Genomic DNA, 15,139 nt, shown 5'->3' on the forward strand with positions numbered 1-15,139 from the left:
GATGTCATCCTCTTTCACTTCGTCTGAAAGAGCCTGCTTCGTGCTGGAGGATTGGTTTGCGGGATCGTTCATTCTGCTATTCCTGATACATCCGGCGTTTCCCACGCCAGATGTTGCCCGCCATCGAGCGCGATCATCTGCCCCGTGATGGAGCGCGTCTGCCAGAGATAGCGGATTGTACGGCCGAATTCTGACAGATCGGGGCCGTGTTTCAACAGGAGTGTGCTGACTTGGCGGTCAAAATCCGCTGGGGTCTGTCTCTGGCTCGGCATTGTCGGTCCCGGACCAATGGCATTCACACGAATGCGTGGCGCCAAGGCTTGCGCCAGCGTCTGCGTCGCCGTCCAAAGTGCTGATTTTGACAATGTATAGGAGGTGAATTTGGGTGTGAGCTTCCACACCCGGTGGTCGATCATATTGACAACCAGACCATCCAGATTCTCGGGCAGGGCAGCCGCCATTGCGTCAGCGAGCAACACCGGTGCCTTGACATGAACAGCAAAGTGCCTTTCCCAGATTTGGTCGTTTGTCAGATTGCCAATGCCGTCTTCCTGGAAGGTGGAGGCATTGTTGACCAGCAATTGGACCGGCCCGAGTTGAACTTGCACATCGGCAACAAGCCTGCGGACGGCCTTGCTGTCCAGGAGATCGGCCTGGACGAGACACGCAGTGCCGCCCGCGGCATAAATGTCTGTCAAAAGTTCTTCGCCTTCATCGCGTGAATGATTGCAATGAATCCCAACGGCAAAGCCATGCGCCGTCAGATCTTCGACAATTGCCTTGCCGATCCGCTTTGCGCCACCGGTTACAAGAACAACGGGTCGGTCAGTTTTCAAGGGGTTCATCCTTCATTTGCGATTCAGTGACGAATATAAGGATCGCCGAGCCAAAGCGCGAGGGCGTAAGGTCAGGAGTGAACAGCTGCAATGGATCGTGCACGTTGATCGATTGTCGGGCCGGGAGCGGCGGTAGTGCGCTAGAGTTTCCCGATTCTTCCCTAGATGAACGAAAAATTTAAGTATTCGTTAAATATATTATATTGCATCGCAATATCGTTGGACTTTAGCGAAAATTTTCATCAAATATCACTAGATTTGTATTTTATTGCTATATTCAAAAGCAATTGAATTCATTGATGAATTCTGGTTGTTGCATAAAAAACACATCGCATTTCCGCCATTTTCTCGTCAGCTTCTTTTCACAGTCCGGAGCGAGTGCCGCCACAATGCGGAGCGAGTGTCCGTCTCGTCAAGCGGACGCAATCTTGGTTTTCCCCCCCCGACCAGTGCCCGCTCCGTGTAAAAGAGTTCTAAAAAAGGAGATTGCCATGCGCACTCTTAAAAAAATGATCCTCGCTTCGGCCGCTGTGCTGACGCTTTCCGCCCCGGTTCTTGCTGCTGACGCCGTCGTCGAACAGGCTCCGGCTCCGGAAGCCATCGTTGAAGCACCCGTCTCCGATTGGTCCGGCGCTTATCTTGGTGCCTATGGCGGCTACGGCTGGAACAAGCACAAGACCGATGAAGGCAACATCAATGCCGACGGTGTCAAAGGCGGCGCCTATGGTGGTTACAACTTCCAGAACGGCCAGTTCGTCTACGGTGGTGAAGCCGATCTCGGTTACTCCGGCGGCGACGATACCAGCAATGGCATCAAGGCCAAGCAGGGCGTAGAAGGCTCGGTCCGTGCTCGTGCCGGTATCGATCTCAACCCGGTTCTGCTCTACGGCACAGGCGGTCTTGCTGTAACGAACAGCAAGCTTGAATCCGCTACGGGCAGTGATTCCAATACCCATATCGGTTGGACGGCTGGTGCTGGTGCGGAAGCCAAGATCACTCAGAACATCGTCGGACGTCTTGAGTATCGCTATTCCGACTACGGCAAGAAAGACTACGACCTGGGCGGCGTTGACGACGTTTCCAGCAAGCTGACGACGAATGAGATTCGTCTGGGCGTTGGCTACAAGTTCTAAGCCGCGTACGACCCAGAAAAAGCCGGGCAGGAAACTGCCCGGCTTTTTTGTGTCCAGCGTTTATTTTGGCAGCAATGCCGCGAGCTCAGGGTGCAGTTCCTCGAAGCGCTTCTGCCAGCGCTTCAATTTCGAGCGGCCTTTTTCCCATTTGCCTTCAAAACGAAGGCTCGCATAGGCGAGGGCAGCTGCGAGCGCGATATGACCGCCATGGATTTTCTTGCTGAGCCGCGGCGGTGCGGCATTCAACTGATCGAACACGCGGATCGCCTTGCCCCACTGGCGATCGAGCCATGGCTGGTGGATTTTTTCCTCCGGATGAAACCGGCGCTCATAGACATGTGCGAGCAATACGTCGCATAGGCCGTCGGCAATCGATTCCAGTTGCTCGGCTTCGAGTCGCTTTTCCGCATTGCGCGGGAAAATCTTGTTGCCGGAAACACGGTTCAGATATTGGGTGATCACCCGGCTGTCGAAGATGGCCTTGCCATCATCGAGAATGAGCGTCGGAATTTTGCCGAGGGGGTTCGCATCGATCAATTCCGCCGGTTCGGCATTGCTGTCAACCAGGATCGACTCGACGGGAATGCCGGCATAAAGAGCCGCCATGCGGACTTTGGTGCTATAGGGTGAGGCAGGCGAATAGAGAACTTTCGTCACGGTGACGCTCCAGTGGCTTGGCGATTCGATGTCAAACCGTAAACCTGCCCTGTCATTTAGCAAAGTGCCGGATACTATTGTGTTCCAGGCATCTCAACCGATCTCCGCCGGCAGCTCGAACGCTCGACCTCGGGGCAGGCGCGAAAGTTCAGATCCTTTGTCAGGCAGACCCGCACCTCGCGCAAATGTTCGCGGTCACAGGTAACGGCAATTCCTCCAGTCGTCAGGCCAGGGTTGGCAGCGACAAAGGCCTGTTCCAGAACAAGCGGATTGACGGGCGCGCGCGGTGTTGGCTGGCGATAGGCTGGCGGGATCGAAACGCGATCGAGCGCCTTTCGTATCATCGAAAAATAGTCGTTTTGGCTCAAGCCCGTGCAAGAGCCATGCTTGCGCCATTCATGGACGACAAGCCCGGTCGACGGCATGATGTCGGAAAGCTGCTTGGCACGGGCAAAGGGAACGTCGCGCGGCTGCGACGTATCGCAATCCTGCGGGTAGCCGCGCTCATATTGCGGCCATAGCCCATGTACGATGAAGCCATACGGCCTGCCGGATGCACACTGCTGGCGGTTTGCGTTCGAACCCTCTGCCGCGCAATAGCTCGGCGACCAGGAAAGAGCGAGGACGTAGTAGTCAAAGCCCGATCCAGTAGGTGAGGCTTCCGGCGAAGGATCCGCTCGCTGTTCCGATGCTGTGATTGGGCCGGGAGGGGTGGCCAGCTCCTGATCCTGCTCCCGCAAGTACGTAAGGGCCGTAATACCGATCAGCGCAGCAAACAGCAGGTACCGCGCCAGCTTGCCGACTGGCATGCCTTATCTGCGCTTAGTACAGCGTCTTGCACTTGCCATTGTAGACGTGCCAGCGATCGAATCCGGCAACGCAGAACTCGACATTGTCACCGAGGCCGACGAAGCCCTGGCCCTCTTCGATCAGATACCAGACCGGCCGCTGGTCGCCGTCGGAAAGGTGAGCTGTCGCACGGCAGTAATGGCGGGCAACAGCAGCAAGATCCGGCTCGCGGCTCGGTTCGTAACGGCTTTGCTGCACGTTGCTGAAATTCACAATCGACACTTGTGGCAGGTAAGGCACGTGATGCACCTGATAGGAGAACCTGCTTACGATGCGGTTGAGAACATACGACTGCCCGCAGGTATCGTCATAGACTGGGCTCGCTGAATAATCTGCCGCCCTTGCCGGCGCGACGATCGAAGTCAGTGCCACACCGACGGCGAAGCTTGCAGCAAGAAGGGACGATACGCGTGCCATGATCACTCTCCGTGAATGTCTTCGTGGCGCCAATCTCGACCAGCAGTTGCTTTCGGTCAAGTGCGATCTTGCTCGGCGCGGATCCAATCGAGCGTGAAGCCTGCTTTCTGTTCCGCACTGAGGATTTTCGACAACGCTGGCAGGACCGTGCGCAGTTCGTCATGGAGCGTGAAGGGCGGATTGACGATGATCATCCCGGTTCCGTCCAGTCGCGGTTCGGCCGAAGCACCACGAATCATCAATTCCGTGCGCAATATCTTGGGTATTCCCGTGTCGTGCAGCGCAGCGATGAACCGCCGGACCTCGTGCCGGTCCTTCACGGGGTACCACAATGCAAACGTTCCGCCGGAAAATCGCTTGTGGGCCCTGACCAGTCCCTCGACGATCCGGTCGAATTCGCCTGCCACCTCGAACGGCGGATCGACGAGAATGAGACCGCGCTTCTCCTTTGGCGGCAGGTGAGCGCCGAGCGCCAGCCAGCCGTCGAGTTTGGTCACCCGAACCTGGATGTCACCCTCGAAGATTTCCGACAACAGCTCCGCGTCTTCGGGATGGAGTTCGAGGGCCGAGAGCCGATCCTGGCGGCGCAACAGATGGCGCACGATCAAGGGTGAACCCGGATATTGCCGCATCTCGCCATCGGGGTTTTCCGCGCGCACGATATCAAGATAGGGCTGAATCAGGTCTGCGACCTTGGCATCGACTTTCGCGTCCAGTAGTCGTCCGACGCCGCTTTGCCACTCATTGGTCTTACCGGCCTCAACGCCCTGCAGGTCGTATCGACCGATACCCGCATGGGTGTCGATAACGCGGAACGCTTGGTCCTTGCGTTGCAGATAGAGGACAATTCGCGTCAGGATGATGTGTTTGACCACATCGGCGAAATTGCCGGCATGATAGGCGTGACGGTAGTTCATGGCTCGCTTGTTTCACGATGTTTGCTCGTTCGCAAGCACGTAGCAGACGCGTTTAGATTTGTTGATGTTAATCTTGTGATTATGGAATTTGCCGCCTGACACAAATCTGTCATAGAGCAGGGTGAACACGCGGATGGTCGACGTGTTGGGGTCTCATCATGTCCGGAACCGTCGTCCTCGTCGTGCTGTTTGCTGCGCTGATGCATGCAAGCTGGAACGCTGTGGTCAAATCCGAGGGCGACAAGTTCCTCAATACCGTCGTCGTGGTCACCTCAGCAGGCATCATCGCCGCATGCTGCCTGCCGTTCCTGTCGCCGCCGGCGCGCGAAAGCTGGCCATTTCTTGCCGCATCCGGTGTTGCTCAGGTCATTTACCTCACACTCGTTGCCGCCGCGTACCGCAGTGGTGACATGAGCCAGGCCTATCCGATCATGCGCGGCACAGCACCACTGATCGTCGCCATCGCAAGCGGACCCTTGATTGGCGAAGTACTCTCCTTGCAGAAATGGGCCGGAATTGCATTGATCTGCGGTGGTGTTCTGGCGCTGGCTCTGGAATCACGCCGCCGGGCCACAGCAAATCGCGCCGCCACCATATTCGCCTTGATCAACGCTGTCGTGATCGCGTCCTACACGCTCATTGATGGTATTGGCGTCCGCCAGTCGGGTGCGCCGGCATCCTATACGATGTGGGTATTCGTACTGAACGCTGTGCCGCTCCTACTATGGACAATGGTCATGCGCCGGGGTGAACTCTGGCCGCATTTTGTCAAGCGCACCCGCCTTGCAACGATCGGCGGCGTTGGCACGCTTGGCTCTTACGGACTCGCGCTTTGGGCAATGACCATGGCGCCGGTGGCTGCGGTGGCTGCGCTGCGCGAAACATCGATCCTGTTTGCCGTTGCCATCTCCGCCCTCATTCTCAACGAGAGTGTGGGTATGAAGCGGCTCGTCGCAGTCGCCTTGATAGCTGCCGGTGCCGCCGTCATGCGCCTTGCCTGATCTATTCCGGCAGCATACTGAAATAGGGACTTGCTTCATCAATGGCGCGGGCGAAGGAAGGGCGATTCACCAATCTGTCCAGATAGCTGGACAAATTTGAATGTTCGGCGCCGAACGGCACTGACATATTGGTGTAGAACAGCGCGGGCGATGCGGCGCAATCCGCCATGGTGTAGTGGTCCCCCGTTGCCCAACGGTGGCCCGCCAGATCTTTCTCCAGAATGCCATAGGCTGTTCTCAGTTTGCCGCGCGCTTCTTCCACGCCAAACGCATCGTTGTGACCCTCTGGCCGGAAATTATCGGTCACGATCTTCTGCATCGGCACCTGGACATGCAGGTCGAAAAACCTGTCGAGCTGCCTCGCCCTGAATGCCAGTTCGGGATCGGCCGGCAGCATCTGCGCTTTCCCAGGATAATGCTGGTCAAGATACTCGATGATCAGGCTGGATTCAGGGATCGTCTTGCCGCGCGCTCCGTCCCGGAGCACTGGAAACTGCCGGATCGGCCAGATCTCCTTAAAGCTCGCATTTGCCACTGGATCCATGAAATCGACGACTTCCTTCTCGAAGGCCAGCTCTTTCTCGTAAAGCGCGATCAACACCTTCATGCAGAATGACGACAGCGGGTGAAAATACAGTTTGAGCGACATCACGTTTCCTCCGGTCCTGCATCGCTTGTGCGACGTTTAATACTAAAGTAATTACTTAACTATCAAGAAGCCAGGTCGTCGTCAAGGCGGGAGGCGAAGTTTGTCACCAAGACAAAAAGCGCATTTCTGCACGTCATTTTTTGCGCTAAGGATACGCCATGAACAAAGCTGTCCTTCTCCGCACCGGCCATTCCGCCTGTCCCCACGATTGCCCTTCGACCTGCGCTCTCGATGTGGAAGTGCTCGATACTGGCCATATCGGCCGTGTCCGCGGGGCCAAGGAGAACACCTACACGGCGGGCGTCATCTGCGCCAAGGTTGCCCGTTATGCCGAGCGCATTCACCACCCGGACCGGCTGCTGAAGCCCGTTATTCGTGGCGGCGCCAAGGGCGAGGGCGTCTGGAAAGAGGCGAGTTGGGAAGCGGCGCTTGACCTGATCGCCGAACGCTTCCTGAAGGCCGAAGCAGAATACGGTTCAGAAAGCGTCTGGCCGTACTACTATGCCGGCACAATGGGCCTCGTGCAGCGCGACTCGATCCACCGCCTGCGGCATGCGAAGAAATACACAAACCAGTTCGACAGCATTTGCACGAACCTCGCCTGGTCAGGGTTTTTTGCCGGCACGGGCAAGCTCGGCGGCGTGGATCCGCGTGAAATGGCCAAGTCTGACTGCGTGGTCATCTGGGGGACCAATGCCGCGGCGACGCAGGTGAATGTGATGACCCATGCCGTACGTGCCCGCAAGGACCGCGGCGCCAAGATCGTCGCCATCGACATCTACGAGACGGCGACAGTGCGGCAAGCCGATCTGGGTTTGGTCCTCAAGCCTGGCACCGACGGTGCATTCGCCTGCGCGGTCATGCACGTGCTCTTCCGCGATGGGCTCGCCGATTGGGGATATCTCAACGCCTATACCGACGACCCGAAGGGCCTCGAGCAACACTTGAAGGACCGCCCCCCGGAATGGGCCGCTGCGATCACGGGTCTCTCCGTTGCGGAAATTGAGGAATTCGCGCGTCTCGTCGGTACGACCAAGAAGACATTCTTCCGCCTCGGCTATGGGTTCGCACGCCAGCGCAACGGAGCCGTCAATATGCATGCGGCATTGTCGATTCCCGCTGTCACGGGAGCCTGGAAATATGAGGGCGGCGGCGGCTTTCATTCGAACTCCGGCATCTTCCGCATGGACAAGCGCGAGATCGAGGGCAGGGACTTTGCAGATCCGTCCGTCCGCCATATCGACCAGTGCAAGATCGGAGCGGCGCTAACCGGCGACCCGGCGGCGCTCTATGGCGGTCCGCCTGTCATGGCCATGCTGGTGCAGAACACCAATCCGGCCAACGTCGCGCCGGAACAGCGCCTGGTGAAGCAGGGCATGCAGCGCGATGACCTCTTTATGGCGGTGCACGAGCAGTTCATGACCGATACGGCGAAACTTGCCGATGTTGTGCTCCCGGCGACCATGTTCATGGAGCATGACGATATTTATCGAGGTGGCGGCCAGCAGCATATCGTGCTTGGTCCGAAGCTGATCGATGGTCCCGGAGAGACACGGCCGAACCTCTATGTCATCAACGAACTGGCAAAACGCCTTGGGGTCGACCACCTTCCGGGCTTCGATCTGGATGCCAGGACCTTGATCGACAACATGCTGGAAGCAAGCAATCTGCCCGGATTCGACGCGCTGAAGGAGGCGCGCTGGCTCGACATCCAGCCGGATTTTGAAACGGCCCACTACGAAAAGGGCTTCAATTGGCCGGATGGCAAATTCCGCTTCAAGCCGGAATGGACCAACGGTTCGTCTCCGAACCGCCCACCTCAGTCGATGGGCCTGCAGGGACCTTATGACACGCTACCGCAATGGCCCGACTATTGGGAAGCGATCGAGGTTGCGGATGAAAAACACCCGTTCCGCCTGGCCACATCGCCTGCACACAACTTCCTGAATTCATCGTTCGCCGAAACGGCGACATCGCTCGCAAAGGAACGGCGGCCCGAACTCCTGATTCATCCCGAGGATGCTGCCGAACTTGGCATTGAGGATGGCGCGCGCGTTGAAATTGGCAATGATCGCGGCGAGGTCGTCCTGCACGCGCGCGTGCAGGACTTGACGAAACGCGGAGTGGTGATTTCGGAAGGCATCTTTGCCAACTCCGCTTTCGAGCGCGGCGAGGGCATCAATGTCCTGACCGGAGCGGATTCACCCGCGCCCAATGGCGGCGCTGCCTTCCACGACAACAAGGTCTGGGTGCGGTTGGCAGCGAACTAATCGCTGAACACCGTCCGCCCATTCTCCATCTTGGCCTTGCCGGTCGCGACAAGCGCCAGCGCGCGGGCATAGGTCTCGTGCTCGACGGAAAGCACCCGCTCGGTAAGGGAGTCTGCTGTATCACCGGTCTTCACCGGCACGGCAGTCTGCGCAATGATCGGGCCTTCATCCATGCCCGCCGTTACGAAATGCACCGTGCAGCCATGCACGCGCACGCCAGCTTCCAGCGCCTGGTCGTGGGTGTGAAGTCCCCTGAACAGCGGCAGCAGGGAAGGGTGGATGTTGAGCATCTTTCCTTCCCATTCGCGCACGAATTCCGGTGAGAGCAGCCGCATATAGCCGGCGAGGCAGACAATATCGGCCTTTGCAGCATGCAATGCTTCGGAGACCGCCGTCTCATGTTGCTGTTTGGAAGCATAATCGCGGTTCGGGATCGCGTATGCCTGGATGCCCTGCGCACGCGCTGCATCAAGCCCTCCGGCATCGGACTTGTTGGCAATAACCGCAACGATTTCCGCGGGAAAGTCGGCGTTCTTGGCTGCTTCGATGAGCGCACTCATATTGGAGCCGCGGCCCGAAATGAGGACTGCAACACGCTTTTTCGGAAGGCTCGTGCTCACAGTGTCAGCGTGCCCTGATAGACGACACCTGCATCGGCCCGGGCAATCATCGTACCAAGCCGGACGGCCTGTTCGCCTTGTGCTTTCAATGCTTCGAGCACCGCATCGACGTTTTCAGGTGCAACAACGGCGATCATACCGATACCGCAATTGAACGTCCGCAGCATTTCATCGCGCTCGACACCGCCGGTCTTTGCCAGCCATGAAAACACCGGCGGCACTTTGATGGCTGACAGGTCGATGCTTGCGGTCAGGTTCTTGGGCAGCACGCGGGGAATATTGTCAGGAAAACCACCGCCGGTGATGTGTGCCAGCGCCTTGATCGCCTTGGTTTCGCGGATCGCGGCCAGCAGCGGCTTCACGTAAATACGCGTCGGTGTCAGCAGTGCCTCACCAAGCGTTGTGCCAGACTTGAATGGGGCATCGGCGTCCCAGCCGAGGCCGGACAACTCGACGATGCGCCGGACCAGCGAAAAGCCGTTGGAATGAACGCCGGAGGAGGCGAGGCCGATAATGATATCGCCCTCGGCAATATCAGCAGTCGGTAGCAGCTGATCGCGCTCGGCCGCGCCCACCGCAAATCCGGCGAGATCATAGTCGCCATCGCGGTACATGCCGGGCATCTCCGCGGTCTCGCCGCCGGTCAGCGCGCAACCGGCCTGCAGACAGCCTGCCGCGATACCGCTGACGATGGCCGCACCCTGGTCGGGATCGAGCTTGCCGGTGGCGAAATAGTCGAGGAAGAACAGCGGCTCCGCGCCCTGTACAACCAAGTCGTTGACGCACATGGCGACGAGGTCGATACCGACCGTGTCATGCACACCGGCATCGATGGCGATCTTCAGCTTGGTGCCGACACCATCATTGGCCGCGACGAGAATAGGGTCCTTAAAGCCCGCGGCCTTCAGGTCGAACAGGCCGCCGAAACCACCGATCTCGCCATCGGCGCCGGGACGGCGCGTCGAGCGGACAATCGGTTTGATTTTCTCCACAAGCAGATTGCCGGCATCGATATCGACGCCTGCCTGTGCATAGGTGAGGCCATTCTTGCCACCTTTGGTGGGCTCGCTTTTCACGCTCATGATCTGCTCCGGGATTATTGACCGCGAAATGGCACGACTCTGGCCCTGCTGCAAGGTCTGAGTAACCCTCACGTCAAGAAAACCCCAATTATGGACACTTTGCCAGCCGTTTGGGCTTGAGCGACGCCACCTTCCTCGCCATTTAGTTGAAGATGCACGAGATGAGGAATCCGGACCTAGTGGAACGAATTTCACATTTGGGATTAACCTGGCCGCAATGCGCGTGCTCAAATGTCAAATTCAAAGTTCCACTAGAATCATAGCGTTGCTAGTGGTCCCTTGATTTTGACATTCGTAAGCGGGCTTTGCAGAAATGGGATACGAATGTCAAAATCGGACCACTAGTGTGACCATCCCCAATTACATCACGATCTTCCGTTTCGTCCTTGTTCCTTTCATTGTCATGGCTGTGCTGTCCGATTACGTAGGAGCGGCGCTGATCGGTTTCGTCATCGCGGGAGTTTCCGACGGTGTCGATGGCTATATCGCAAGGCGCTACGATCAGCGCTCCGAGCTCGGTGCCTATCTCGACCCGATTGCCGACAAGCTCCTGCTTGTCTCGTTGTTCATCGTTCTGGGTTTTCTGGAACAATTACCGGTGTGGCTGGTTGTCATTGTGGTATCACGCGATATTTTTATTGTGGGCGCGGTGCTGCTTGGCGCTGTCATTGGCAAGCCCATGGAAATGCATCCACTGTTTGTTTCGAAGGCCAATACGGCGTTCCAGATCATTCTGGTCACTGTTGCGCTTGCGGATATGGCATTTGAATTTTCACTTCCCGGCATTCGCACCGCGCTCGCCTGGGTGGTTGGCCTCTTGACCGCAGCATCGGCGACTGCCTATCTCGTGGCTTGGACAAAACATATGGCTGGTTATGAGCAAGAGCGAAAATAAGAGCGTGGGCACGACCAAGCCTCAACCCCTGCCGGTGGAAGTGATCCCCGAACGCGACATTCACGTCGACGTCCAGGTCAGCACGCTTGCTACGAGCGTGCGGCGTCAGGCCGTGTTCTGGACCGGGGCGATGGTGTTTCTTGCGCTGTTTCTCTACATCTTCTCCTCAATCCTGCTGCCATTCGTTGCAGGACTCGTCCTCGCCTATTTCCTCGACCCCGTCGCCGACCGGCTTGAACGTCTTGGCCTCTCGCGGCTGCTGGCGACCGTTCTCATCCTGGTGCTGTTCATCGTCACCTTTGTGCTGTTGCTGATTATCCTTTTGCCGGTGCTGGCCTCCCAGATGAGCGATCTTATCGCGCGCCTGCCAGGTTACGTGACGCTTCTTCAGGAACTGATCGCCAACCGCAACTCGGAGTGGCTCAAGGATTTCATCGGCGTCGACGCGTCGGTCATCCGCAACAGCCTCGATTCGCTGCTCCAACAGGGCGCGGGTTTCCTCACCACGCTGCTGCAGTCGATATGGAGTTCGGGCAAGACCTTGATCAATGTAGCGGCACTGTTCGTCGTCACGCCCGTTGTCGCTTTCTACATGCTGCTCGATTGGGACCGTATGGTCGCCAAGATCGATAACCTCGTGCCGCGCGAACACGTCGAGACCGTTCGTGATATCGCCCGCGATATGAACAAGGCCATTGCCGGTTTCGTGCGGGGGCAGGGTACTGTCTGCCTGCTGCTCGGCATCATCTACGCCGCCGGCTTGACCGTTGTTGGGCTCAACTTCGGATTGCTGATCGGTCTCTTCGCCGGTCTGATCAGTTTCATTCCCTATGTTGGCTCGCTCGTCGGCCTGGTCTTGGCGCTTGGCGTGGCCATCGTGCAGTTCTGGCCGGAATGGGGCCATATCGTTGGCGTGGCCATTGCCTTCGGTATTGGCCAGTTCATCGAAGGCAATATTCTTCAGCCAAAACTCGTCGGGTCGTCCGTTGGCCTGCACCCCGTCTGGCTCATGTTTGCTCTATTTGCCTTCGGTTCGCTCATGGGCTTCACCGGCATGCTCATCGCCGTGCCGACAGCTGCTGCGGTCGGCGTCCTCGTGCGCTTTGTCATCAGCCGTTATCAGCAATCCCCGCTCTACACAGGCAACTATCGCAAAAACGAGAAGACCAAAGAAATCAGATGACAGTCTGATGGTGGTGGCTGTAATTCAACGCGCATGACCAACACACCCACACCGCGTCAGCTCCCGCTCGATCTTGGCCACGAGCCGGGTTATTCCCGCGACGACCTGATCGTCTCCGCGTCGAACATGGCGGCCGCGGATATGGTCGATCGCTGGCCAAGCTGGATTTCGCCCGTCGTCGTGCTCGCCGGTCCGACAGGCTCGGGTAAAACCCATCTCGCCGCGGTCTGGAAGGCCGAGTCGGACGCCACTGTTATCGACGCCCGGAATGTCGGTTCGGCATCGGGCGAAAACGGGCCATTTCTGATCGACGATATCGGCGATGGTCCAATCGATGAGGCCGGCCTGTTTCACCTGATCAACAGTGTTCGCCAGAGCGGTTCGAGCCTCTTGATGACCTCGCGCAAGTGGCCCGCCAATTGGCCGGTCACCCTGCCGGATCTGGCTTCCCGCCTGAAGGCAGCAACGACGGTGGAAATCGGGGAGCCGGACGACATGCTGTTGTCGGGCGTCCTCTACAAGCTGTTCGCTGACCGCCAGATCGCGGTGGATCCCAACGTCATCGGTTTCCTCGTCAGCCATATCGAGCGGTCCCTTTCCACGGCCAATCGCGTTGTCGAACGGCTGGACAGAGCCGCGCTAGAAAAGAAGTCGAAGATCACCCGCGCACTTGCCGCCAGCGTTGTCACTGCGATCGACGAGGGGCAGGCTGCGTTCGATCTTTGAGCGGCCCTTTCGACACTCAATTGCGAAATTCAGTGGTCATCCATGTCGATTTATAGTGCCTGGTCGCCGGTTCATTGTCGTTGACTTGAAAGAGGCAGAGCCATGCCGTGATCGCCGTGGAGAAGATGACAGACGTAAATACCCAGATTTCCGCTCGCATATGATGTTCCCCGTTTCCCCATTAGCAGTTTGCCGCAACCCATGACGACCGCAACGCAAAATTGCACGGCTGTGCAAAACGCAATACTACATGTCGCGAAGCGGCTCCGGTTCGCCAAAGCGCTTGTACAGCCGGCATCCCGTGCCGATCGCGGTCTCATATAGCCTGTCACCGGGTTTGATCTCTGCCCAGGAGGAATGCGTTGGTCCGACGGTCAGTCGGGGGCGAATATTGAGTCCGGCAATCGCAGAGAGCTCCGCCGCATATGCTTCAAGGGATCGTTGATTCATCCCCGTATAGCACGTTGCGAGATACACATAGTTCTCCAGTTCATATTGCCCGAAGCTTTCCCTGTTGCTGAAGGTTTGAGAGTCGATCGGACCAAGCAGCAGTTCCGCCGCACAATGAACGACGGTGTCATCCCATGTCTCATCCTGCAGGAATATCTCGTGTTCCTGCGTGGGAAATCCTCGCGTGCTGTGGTTTGTCGGCAAGCATTTTACGAAGGGACGAGCCACTTCCGCATCGTCGAAAATCTGGTGGACAAGCGCCTTGCCCTGCGAAAAGGACATCTTTCTGCGGATGGGCTCGATGTGCGCAAGCCACGCAGTGTCGCGGATCTGCGCCGATATCGCGGTTTGGCTCACTCTGGTCATCTCGGCCACTCGGATTGCCCCTTTAAGTGCTTTGACGGCAGTTGCACGCTATCAGAAGCGACTCTTCACCATGAAATAAGGGCATAATTTTATGTAAATTTGAGGCAATCCATAAATAGAATGATTAGGCGCAGGCATGCAGTTTGTTATGTAAATGTCATATTCTGCCTGCATTGTAGGCATTACACTTCATCCATCCGTCAACCGACCGTGGAGATGAGCTGTGAGTGACAAGGTCTTTCACGTGCTGTTCCTGTCGCAGCGCAACTCGGCAAGAAGCATGATGGCCGAAGCAATCCTCAACCGCATCGGCCAACCTCATTTCGTCGCCTACAGTGCTGGCGTCGATCCTTCGGGCGAGATTGAACCGGAAACCCGGGAGCTTTTTGAAGCGTTGGGCTATCCGGCCGACAAACTGCACCCGAAACACTACCGGGATTTTGGCGCTGCCGACGCACAGAATCTCGATTTCGTCTTTACGTTGAGTGATACAGCTGCCGGTGAACCGTTGCCCGAATGGCCGGGCGTGCCGGTCAGCGCCCACTGGGCCTCAGCAGACCCGGTCAAAGCCACGGGTGAACCATGGGAGCGCAAGCAAGCCTTTTCCCGCGCCATGGCGGAACTCGATCGCCGGTTGAAGATCTTCGTCAATCTTCCGCTTGCTTCGCTCGATCGGCTCAGCATCCAAAGTCACGTGGACGAGATTGGCCAGTCGAAGGGTGACAATTAGTTCCCGGGTTATCTGGCCTTGCCGATCTTGATGGTCTTGCCTTCCGTGTCGGCCAACGCGGTCTTGATGGCGTTGAGGAATTCTTCGGAATTGTCGATGGTTATGTTGACGCTCTTGGCTTCCTTGAAGGGGTTAAGACCAGAAAGCTTGAGGTTTCCGGTCTCTTCTTCGTATCTGATTTCGTGTAGTTCTCTAATGCGCATGGCGAATCCGATCGCGTTCGGTAGTGTCAGGTGGCGTCACCTATCCGTAATATATTTGTCATAATCAACGGTTGCCGCAAATATATCTTGCGGCGGAAATGAGGCACTGCCGCTTTCGCGTCACGGTTTTTTCATTCGGCTGACACGCGGTCAGG

17 protein-coding genes are annotated in these 15,139 nt (G+C 57.4%); 7 read left to right on the top strand and 10 right to left on the bottom strand.

The window, feature by feature from the left end:
- Positions 1 to 68: 68 nt before the first annotated feature.
- Positions 69 to 836 carry an SDR family oxidoreductase gene (locus CU102_RS15815; RefSeq protein ID WP_245425362.1) on the bottom strand — a complete coding sequence of 256 codons (768 nt, stop codon included), beginning with the start codon at positions 834 to 836 and terminating at the stop codon, positions 69 to 71.
- A gap of 491 nt (positions 837 to 1,327) precedes the next feature.
- Here CU102_RS15815 and CU102_RS15820 point away from each other — a divergent pair, with 491 nt between their 5' ends.
- Positions 1,328 to 1,969: an outer membrane protein gene (locus tag CU102_RS15820; protein ID WP_106712065.1), complete on the top strand. Its 642-nt coding sequence runs from the start codon at positions 1,328 to 1,330 to the stop codon at positions 1,967 to 1,969.
- 60 nt (positions 1,970 to 2,029) lie between these two features.
- Here the strand turns inward: CU102_RS15820 and CU102_RS15825 are convergent, their stop codons facing one another.
- From CU102_RS15825 to CU102_RS15840, 4 genes are all read right to left on the bottom strand, one after another.
- Positions 2,030 to 2,626, bottom strand: coding sequence for a glutathione S-transferase (locus CU102_RS15825; RefSeq protein ID WP_106712066.1), 597 nt, complete (start codon positions 2,624 to 2,626; stop codon positions 2,030 to 2,032).
- Positions 2,627 to 2,700: 74 nt separating this feature from the next.
- Positions 2,701 to 3,435, bottom strand: a complete 735-nt coding sequence (locus CU102_RS15830) for a ribonuclease T2 family protein (protein ID WP_106712067.1) — start codon at positions 3,433 to 3,435, stop codon at positions 2,701 to 2,703.
- 13 nt (positions 3,436 to 3,448) lie between these two features.
- On the bottom strand, positions 3,449 to 3,892 hold the full coding sequence (locus CU102_RS15835; RefSeq protein WP_106712068.1) for a hypothetical protein: 444 nt from the start codon (positions 3,890 to 3,892) through the stop codon (positions 3,449 to 3,451).
- A 56-nt stretch (positions 3,893 to 3,948) separates the two neighbouring features.
- Entirely contained in the window at positions 3,949 to 4,809 is an 861-nt protein-coding gene (locus CU102_RS15840; protein WP_106712069.1) for a 23S rRNA (adenine(2030)-N(6))-methyltransferase RlmJ, read from the bottom strand.
- 158 nt (positions 4,810 to 4,967) lie between these two features.
- Here CU102_RS15840 and CU102_RS15845 point away from each other — a divergent pair, with 158 nt between their 5' ends.
- A complete protein-coding gene (locus CU102_RS15845; RefSeq protein WP_106712070.1) occupies positions 4,968 to 5,810 on the top strand; it encodes an EamA family transporter in 843 nt (280 codons plus the stop codon).
- A 1-nt stretch (position 5,811) separates the two neighbouring features.
- Here the strand turns inward: CU102_RS15845 and CU102_RS15850 are convergent, their stop codons facing one another.
- The gene (locus tag CU102_RS15850) at positions 5,812 to 6,459 is read right to left on the bottom strand and encodes a glutathione S-transferase family protein (protein ID WP_106712071.1); all 648 of its coding nucleotides are present in this window, start codon (positions 6,457 to 6,459) and stop codon (positions 5,812 to 5,814) included.
- Between the two features lie 158 nt (positions 6,460 to 6,617).
- On the opposite strand from CU102_RS15850, the gene CU102_RS15855 reads away from it, so the two are divergent.
- Positions 6,618 to 8,729 (top strand): molybdopterin oxidoreductase family protein, encoded by a 2,112-nt coding sequence (locus tag CU102_RS15855; RefSeq protein ID WP_106712072.1) that lies wholly within the window; start codon positions 6,618 to 6,620, stop codon positions 8,727 to 8,729.
- On the opposite strand, the gene purN is transcribed toward CU102_RS15855, so the two are convergent.
- Positions 8,726 to 9,349 carry a phosphoribosylglycinamide formyltransferase gene (purN, locus tag CU102_RS15860; RefSeq protein WP_106712073.1) on the bottom strand — a complete coding sequence of 208 codons (624 nt, stop codon included), beginning with the start codon at positions 9,347 to 9,349 and terminating at the stop codon, positions 8,726 to 8,728. The two genes, CU102_RS15855 and purN, sit on opposite strands and share 4 nt — an antisense overlap.
- Entirely contained in the window at positions 9,346 to 10,431 is a 1,086-nt protein-coding gene (gene purM, locus CU102_RS15865; RefSeq protein ID WP_106712074.1) for a phosphoribosylformylglycinamidine cyclo-ligase, read from the bottom strand. The genes purN and purM overlap by 4 nt, the downstream gene beginning before the upstream one ends.
- A gap of 346 nt (positions 10,432 to 10,777) precedes the next feature.
- Here purM and CU102_RS15870 point away from each other — a divergent pair, with 346 nt between their 5' ends.
- From CU102_RS15870 to hdaA, 3 genes are read left to right on the top strand one after another with little or no spacing between them, the layout of a single operon-like run.
- Positions 10,778 to 11,326 carry a CDP-alcohol phosphatidyltransferase family protein gene (locus CU102_RS15870; RefSeq protein ID WP_106712141.1) on the top strand — a complete coding sequence of 183 codons (549 nt, stop codon included), beginning with the start codon at positions 10,778 to 10,780 and terminating at the stop codon, positions 11,324 to 11,326.
- A gap of 4 nt (positions 11,327 to 11,330) precedes the next feature.
- Positions 11,331 to 12,509, top strand: coding sequence for an AI-2E family transporter (locus CU102_RS15875; RefSeq protein WP_342588770.1), 1,179 nt, complete (start codon positions 11,331 to 11,333; stop codon positions 12,507 to 12,509).
- A gap of 33 nt (positions 12,510 to 12,542) precedes the next feature.
- Positions 12,543 to 13,235 carry a DnaA regulatory inactivator HdaA gene (gene hdaA, locus CU102_RS15880; protein ID WP_106712076.1) on the top strand — a complete coding sequence of 231 codons (693 nt, stop codon included), beginning with the start codon at positions 12,543 to 12,545 and terminating at the stop codon, positions 13,233 to 13,235.
- A 246-nt stretch (positions 13,236 to 13,481) separates the two neighbouring features.
- Here hdaA and CU102_RS15885 read toward each other — a convergent pair whose 3' ends face one another.
- Entirely contained in the window at positions 13,482 to 14,051 is a 570-nt protein-coding gene (locus tag CU102_RS15885) for a hypothetical protein (RefSeq protein ID WP_106712077.1), read from the bottom strand.
- Positions 14,052 to 14,274: 223 nt separating this feature from the next.
- Between CU102_RS15885 and CU102_RS15890 the strand changes: the two genes are divergently transcribed.
- Entirely contained in the window at positions 14,275 to 14,781 is a 507-nt protein-coding gene (locus CU102_RS15890) for an arsenate reductase/protein-tyrosine-phosphatase family protein (protein ID WP_106712078.1), read from the top strand.
- Between the two features lie 8 nt (positions 14,782 to 14,789).
- Here CU102_RS15890 and CU102_RS15895 read toward each other — a convergent pair whose 3' ends face one another.
- Complete coding sequence (locus tag CU102_RS15895) at positions 14,790 to 14,984, bottom strand: hypothetical protein (protein WP_106712079.1); 195 nt, start codon at positions 14,982 to 14,984, stop codon at positions 14,790 to 14,792.
- Positions 14,985 to 15,139: the final 155 nt, after the last annotated feature.

This window comes from Phyllobacterium brassicacearum (genome assembly GCF_003010955.1).
Taxonomy (GTDB): Bacteria; Pseudomonadota; Alphaproteobacteria; order Rhizobiales; family Rhizobiaceae; genus Phyllobacterium; species Phyllobacterium brassicacearum.